Annotated in this window: 1 protein-coding gene; it reads right to left on the bottom strand. The window is 35.2% G+C overall.

Annotated elements, in window-relative coordinates; genetic code table 11:
• A partial coding sequence (locus tag FFR48_RS28710; protein WP_162502009.1) for a transposase family protein occupies nucleotides 1-250 on the bottom strand: 250 nt, incomplete at both ends.

The following is a 250-nucleotide window of genomic DNA, read 5'->3' on the forward strand; positions in this document are numbered from 1 at the left end:
CCTATATAAGCTTTATCTCCTTGAAATCTCTGTCCAGAATCAAATTTTTCTTGTTGACCTCTAAACAAAGAAATATCGCTAGTTGGTCCTGGCTTGCCTACCGTCACATCTACTATATCTTTACCTTTTGGCATGGTGACAACTTGATTTTTAAATGAGTGATATTTCTTCTTTCCCGAATAGTATCTTTTTTGCTCATCATTGTCTTCAGGTCTTTCTATAGCTTGCTCAAAGCTATCTACAATTAACT

It is taken from the genome of Sphaerospermopsis reniformis (genome assembly GCF_005402885.1).
Classification (GTDB): domain Bacteria; phylum Cyanobacteriota; class Cyanobacteriia; order Cyanobacteriales; family Nostocaceae; genus Sphaerospermopsis; species Sphaerospermopsis kisseleviana.